The organism is Flavobacterium cutihirudinis, assembly GCF_003385895.1.
Taxonomy (GTDB): Bacteria; Bacteroidota; Bacteroidia; order Flavobacteriales; family Flavobacteriaceae; genus Flavobacterium; species Flavobacterium cutihirudinis.
Genome location: NZ_QRDQ01000010.1, coordinates 431,156 through 437,622, shown reverse-complemented (window position 1 = coordinate 437,622; position 6,467 = coordinate 431,156). Strand labels below are relative to the sequence as shown.

The following is a 6,467-nucleotide window of genomic DNA, read 5'->3' as shown; positions in this document are numbered from 1 at the left end:
GTGCTATACCCCTCGACTTGCATGTGTTAAGCCTGCCGCTAGCGTTCATCCTGAGCCAGGATCAAACTCTTCATCGTATATTTTTATATTATATATTCGATGCCTTATCTAGTGGTTCTTTCCGAATCTTGCGATCCTATTACTCTTATTCTATTTGTCTTGTCTTTTGGACAAGACGGCTGTCAATTCAATATGTCTACGAACGTGTATTCTTTTTTATCATCTCGCTTGTTTCTCAAAGCGGGTGCAAAAGTAGAAAACTTATTTCAAAACGGCAAATGTTTTTTGAAGTTTTTTTTTTAGAAAATTTCTTTTCCTTTTTCCTTCATCATATCTACCAATCTCTCAATGAACTTTCCGTGTTTTGCGGGGTGCAAATGTAAAAGCTTCTTTCGAATTCCACAAGCTTTTCGCAATCTTTTTTTCAGAATTTTTTTTCTGTTTCAATCGCCTAGCTTGTCAGTATTTCAGTGAACGTCTCTCGTTGTTGCGGGTGCAAAAGTAGGACCTTTATTCGCATTTACAAGCTTTTTTTTTATATAATTTCAATCTTTTTTATAACTCGCTGGTTTTGCGTTTTTTATGATCAAAAATTTTTTTCGTCTTTGACCTGTTTTCTCTTCCTTGGACGGTTTTGCAATGTTTTGTCCGGTTTTGCCACAAAGGCACCAAGACGCAAAGCTTGATTTTCTTCTTTGCTTTTTAGTCACGCAAAGACGACAAGGCGCAAAGTTTTTCTTTTTGAGTGTGTGTGGTTTCTTCTGGAATCCCCTACTGCTTCCTTAATTTTCTCCTGAAATCCTATACCCTAGCCCCGATAGTAGTGGAAATCCTTTTGTGCCGGGGTTCGGCACAAAAGATTGAAGCGGATAGCGGGATTAAGCTCCTAAACAAAAAACAAATTCTTAATCCTGAAATTCCAAATTCATATCAAAGAAGCTTCTTCCTTCTTGAACCCTAAGGATAAGGGCGCTCAGCCTGACATCTTGCACATATATATAATAGTGAATTCAATCCTCTTAAACATCTGCGTTGCGAGGAGGCGCACTGCAGTGCGCCTCTACGGAAAACTGGGATACAAATTGGTTCTATCACATATTATATATGTACACATAAAAAACCAACCCGACAGGTTTTGAAAACCTGTCGGGTTGGTATACTATAATATATGTCACTATTTTTCTTTGGATTCTTTTGCTTTTGCTTCCCAATGATTCATAAGATCATTATAATTTACGGGGTTTGCGGCTTTTTGATTGACCAATCGACCGGATTCGAAAGCTCTTTGAAGAATTGTTTCTATTAAATAGTCTTCATTGACTTCATATGGACTATACTCTTTCTTTAGACTAATATCGAATAAATTGGCAGTCGTATTGGAAACAAAGGCTTTGAAACCACTTTTTAAAGTTCGTATTAATTCATATGTCGTGATTCCAGTTTGTCTATGAACAAGCTTTACGAGAATTTGGCCTTGTTTACGCGAAAGTTTTTTAAGTCTGGCTTCAAATTCATTATTAAGATAATCTTCTACAATTTTAAAATATTTCTTCTTTTCACGATTTGTTTTCAAACGTGCCATTCCTTTATTTAATGCTGTTAAACGGTCAGCTGCTAATTTCGCATACGGATATACCTTATAAACCCTGTTTTGAAGAATCAAAAATTGCTTTTGGGCTTCGGGATCGAGTTTTTCTTTTGTAATGATGATCTCAGGTAATTCAATCGTATCACCCAAAATGGAATCTTTTTCTGTTAGTACATAACCCATTTGCTGATTTTCTTTTGGCGTAACCTGAGCCTGGCCTGAAAAAGATATCAAAATAAAAAATAAAAGAATGTAGGTAAATCTCATCGAGTCATAATTTAAATGTAAAATTATATATTTATACACAACTCTAATACCAAATTTTTAATTTAGCAAAAAAATATTTTTATGAGTTCAAATTCTATCTTAAAAGATACGTCAATTGCCTTCCTTGAAAGCTACCTAAATAACGCCTCGCCTACCGGATATGAAAGTGAAGGTCAAAAACTTTGGATGCAATATTTAAAACCTTATGTTGATACTTTTATTACGGATACTTATGGGACAGCAGTTGGAGTCATTAATCCAGAAGCTCCTTTTAAAGTTGTGATTGAAGGACATGCTGATGAAATTTCATGGTATGTAAATTATATTACTGATGACGGATTATTATATGTTATTAGAAACGGAGGTTCTGATCATCAGATTGCGCCTTCAAAAAGAGTCGATATTCATACTAAAAAAGGAATTGTAAAAGGTGTTTTTGGCTGGCCGGCAATTCATACCCGTTTGAGAGATAAAGAAGAAACTCCAAAATTGAGTAATATATTTATTGATCTGGGTTGCGAAACTAAGGAACAAGTTGAAGCGATGGGCGTTCATGTGGGTTGTGTTATTACGTATCCGGATGAATTTATGATTTTGAACGAAAACAAATTTGTTTGCCGCGCTATTGACAACAGAATGGGAGGTTTTATGATTGCTGAAGTAGCGCGTTTGTTACATGAAAACAAAAAGACACTTCCGTTTGGTTTATATATTGTAAATTCGGTTCAGGAAGAAATTGGGTTACGTGGTGCCGAAATGATTGCACATACTATAAAACCAAATGTCGCAATTATTACCGATGTCTGTCATGATACTAATACACCAATGATTGACAAAAAAATTGAAGGTGATCTAAAAATGGGTAAAGGTCCCGTAATTGCCTATTCGCCTGCAGTTCAGAACAAATTGCGCGATTTGATTGTTGATACAGCGGAGGCAAATAATATTCCGTTTCAACGTAATGCAACATCTAGTGCCACTGGTACAGATACAGATGCTTTTGCTTACAGTAATGGTGGCGTAGCATCGGCATTGATTTCATTGCCTTTACGTTATATGCATACTACCGTTGAAATGGTTCATAAGGAAGATGTCGAAAATGTTATTCAGCTTATATATGAATCATTGCTGAAAATTGAAAACAATGAAACTTTTTCTTATTTTAAATAAATAATATTATACTATTAGGCTATTATCTTATAGTAGCCTAATATGTTAAAAAACAATATATGAAGATTCTATTACTCGAGGATGATTTTACTTTATCAAAAGAAATCTCTACTTTCTTTACCAATAAAGAATTCGAGTGTATTCCTTTTTATGATGGCACATTACTGCTAAAGAAATATTTTCCTTACGATTATGATTTAATTATACTCGATATTAATGTTCCCGGGAAAAACGGAATTGAAGTGTGCAAGGAAATTAGAGACATCGATAAAAAAACTCCCATAATAATGCTCACTGCATTTAGTGATATTGAAGATAAACTAGCCTCGTTTGACAATGGAGCTGATGATTATCTGGTAAAACCTTTTCATTTCGAGGAATTATATGCCCGTATTTCATCTTTATTGAGACGAAAAGAAATTCCCCAGCAAATTGAGAAAAATATTCAAATAGAAGATTTAGAAATTTTTGAAGAAGAAATGAAGGTCTTTCGTTCGGGAGAAGAAATAAAATTAACCCCAAAAGAGTTTAAGCTAATTTTGATTTTGGCGCAAGCTAAAGGAAAAGTATTGTCTAAACAATTTATCGCCGAAAAGCTCTGGGATTATCATATAGAAACAAATCAGAACACAATTGAAGTATACATAAATTTTCTTCGAAAGAAAATTGATAAAGACCATGAAACCAAACTTATCAGAACTAAAGTTGGATATGGTTATTACTTAAGTAATCAGGAATGACATTAAAAAACAGAATATCACTTTTAGTAAGTTTGTTGTTTACAATCCTTTTTGGATTGGCTTCAACCGTGATATTTGTTTTGTATTCTAATTTCAGAAAAGAAGAATTTAGAGACCGACTGGAAATAAAGGCACTTTCGAACATTAAACTTCTTGTAAATGTTAAAGAAGTTGATGATCAGCTTTTAAAAATGATTGATCAAAATTCTATCAATAAGTTATACGATGAAAAAACTTTGGTTTTTGATTCTCATTATAAGCTGATTTACAGCAGTATTGATGATGCAAAAATAAACTGGTCGATAGAAGATCTAAAATACCTCAAAAAACATAAAACCTTTTTTAAACAACAAGGCGATTATGAAGTTTATGGCGTTTTCTATGATACAAAAGATAAAGATTTTTATGCCTTAATTTCTGCAACGGATGATTATGGAAAACGAAAACTACTTTTTTTAAGATACACCTTAATTATATCTTACATTTTTTTCACTTGTATATGTTGGATTCTAACTTCTTTCATGGTAAAAAAAGCCATGAGTCCATTAAGTATTTTTCATCAAAAAATAAAAAACATAAACGAAAATAATCTTGACACAAGAATTCAATCAAAAAGCAACAAGAATGAGATTGACCTGATTGCCAATGAGTTTAATTTTATGATGGACCGGATTGAAATTTCTTATCAAAAACAAAAAGAATTTACAGCGCATGCATCTCATGAATTAAGAACACCTCTATCCAGAATTACTTCACAAATTGAGAACGTTATCTCTGATACAACAACATCTGACAAAGGAAAATCATTTTTAAAAACTATTTTATCCGACGTAAATCAATTAACCGAATTAATCACTTCTCTACTTATTCTTTCAAAGATTGACAACAGAAGTCTTGAAAAAAACGAAATGCAACGAATAGATGAAATTCTGTTCTCAGCTATTGAAAACTTGAATAAAAGTTTTCCTGATTTTGTAATTCTTTTCGAAATGGAAGAAAATGAAAATCTTGATTCTGCTTTGGAAATTAGAGGAAACAAGAATCTTTTGGAAATTGCTTTAGGCAATGTCTTAAAAAATGCCTGTGTTTACTCAGACAATAAACAAGCAAAAGTAAAAATCGGTATACATGATAATCAGCTTGTTGTTTCAGTATCCAACACAGGAAAAACTTTAAGCGAAAACGAACAAAGAAATCTTTTTCAACCTTTTATGCGTGGTAAAAATGCCCACGGAACTTCAGGTTTTGGGTTAGGCTTACGTATCGTACAGCGAATCCTTACACTTCACAATGCGACTATAACTTACAGTGTTACAGATATTAACACGAATTTATTTCAACTAGTTTTTCATTCGTAAATAATTTTAAGCTATTTTTAAGGTAGATTTTAAGGTGTCTTAAAGTCTCCTGATAGCATATTTGTACAACTTAAAATTGATACAATGAAAAAACTATTTGCATTATTACTGCTTTTCTCCCTCACTCAGGCAGTATTGGCTCAAAAAACAGTTACACTTCAAGACTGTGAAAGCCAGTTCCTTAAAAAAAATCTTTTTTTGTTGGCATCACAATATAACATTGATGCATCAAAAGCACTAACAATTCAAGCCAGAATTTGGGATAACCCAACACTTAGTGCCGAATTAAATGCTTATAACCCAGAAGCCAATCGTTATTTTGATATCGGAAAAGAAGGCCAGAAAGCGTTTGGTATTGAACAGTTAATTTACTTAGGCGGAAAAAAGCGCAATGAAGTAAAACTAGCACAAACCAACGAACAGGTAGCAGAGTTACAATTTAATGATTTACTGAGGACTTTAAAACTGCAATTGCGCAAAAGTTTTTATACTGTTTATTATAATACAAAAAGTCTGGAAACTACAGACAATCAATTGACTCATATTGAAGATTTAATTAATTCCTATTCTGTTCAGGTACAGAAAGGGAATATTCCTTTAAGAGATCTTGTGCGCCTACAATCGTTGTATTTGAATTTTAAAAATGAACGTATGGAAGTTGTAAATGACAATATTGAGGAACAGGCAAATTTAAAATTATTACTAAATGAAAATGAAACTATAGTTCCAAAAGTTTCTGATACGGAGTTCAATAAATATTTAAAAACTATTGATTTTGATTTAAAATCATTTGAAAATGACGCTATAACTAACCGCCCTGATTACTTAGCAAAGCAAAAAGAAATAGATGCCAATACTTTAAATGTCAAATGGCAAAAATCACTTTCTGTACCCGACATTACTGTTGGTGCAAATTACGATCAACGAAGTGGTGCTTTTAATAAAGAAGCCAATTTAACACTTGGTATTCCACTACCCCTTTGGAACAAGAATAAGGGAAACATTAAATATGCTCAAACTATTTTAGAACAGTCAAAAGTAGATAAACAAAATTTTGAACTACAGTTGCAAACTGACATCACTTCGGCTTGGACCAAATGGGATGAATCCCGAAAAAACTACGCTGTAATAAAACCAACGGTAAATTCAGATTTTGAAGCAGTCTACAATGGAATTCTAACCAATTTTCAAAAACGCAATATAAGTTTACTAGAATTTACTGATTTTATGGAAAGCTATAATCAAGCTTCAATTCAGCTAAATGAATTAAAGAAAAAAGTTGTGCTCTCAGGAGAGGAATTAAACAGTACAATCAACAAAGACTTATTTTAAAACTAAATAATA

5 protein-coding genes and 1 rRNA gene are annotated in these 6,467 nt (G+C 32.8%); 4 read left to right on the top strand and 2 right to left on the bottom strand.

All coding sequences use genetic code 11. The annotated features are described in order from the left end of the window. Both BD847_RS16515 and BD847_RS16510 read right to left on the bottom strand, forming a co-directional pair. A 16S ribosomal RNA gene (locus tag BD847_RS16515) occupies positions 1–77 on the bottom strand; the annotation flags it as partial. Between the two features lie 1,097 nt (positions 78–1,174). Further along, positions 1,175–1,855, bottom strand: a complete 681-nt coding sequence (locus BD847_RS16510) for a DUF4294 domain-containing protein (protein ID WP_115889362.1) — start codon at positions 1,853–1,855, stop codon at positions 1,175–1,177. An 81-nt stretch (positions 1,856–1,936) separates the two neighbouring features. On the opposite strand from BD847_RS16510, the gene BD847_RS16505 reads away from it, so the two are divergent. From BD847_RS16505 to BD847_RS16490, 4 genes are all read left to right on the top strand, one after another. Then, positions 1,937–3,025, top strand: coding sequence for a M42 family metallopeptidase (locus BD847_RS16505; RefSeq protein WP_115889361.1), 1,089 nt, complete (start codon positions 1,937–1,939; stop codon positions 3,023–3,025). Between the two features lie 59 nt (positions 3,026–3,084). Further along, entirely contained in the window at positions 3,085–3,765 is a 681-nt protein-coding gene (locus BD847_RS16500) for a response regulator transcription factor (protein WP_115889360.1), read from the top strand. Continuing rightward, on the top strand, positions 3,762–5,123 hold the full coding sequence (locus BD847_RS16495) for a sensor histidine kinase (protein ID WP_115889359.1): 1,362 nt from the start codon (positions 3,762–3,764) through the stop codon (positions 5,121–5,123). Before BD847_RS16500 ends, BD847_RS16495 begins: the two co-directional genes overlap by 4 nt. Positions 5,124–5,207: 84 nt before the next feature. After that, positions 5,208–6,455 (top strand): TolC family protein, encoded by a 1,248-nt coding sequence (locus tag BD847_RS16490; RefSeq protein WP_115889358.1) that lies wholly within the window; start codon positions 5,208–5,210, stop codon positions 6,453–6,455. The last annotated feature ends 12 nt before the right edge of the window (positions 6,456–6,467 follow it).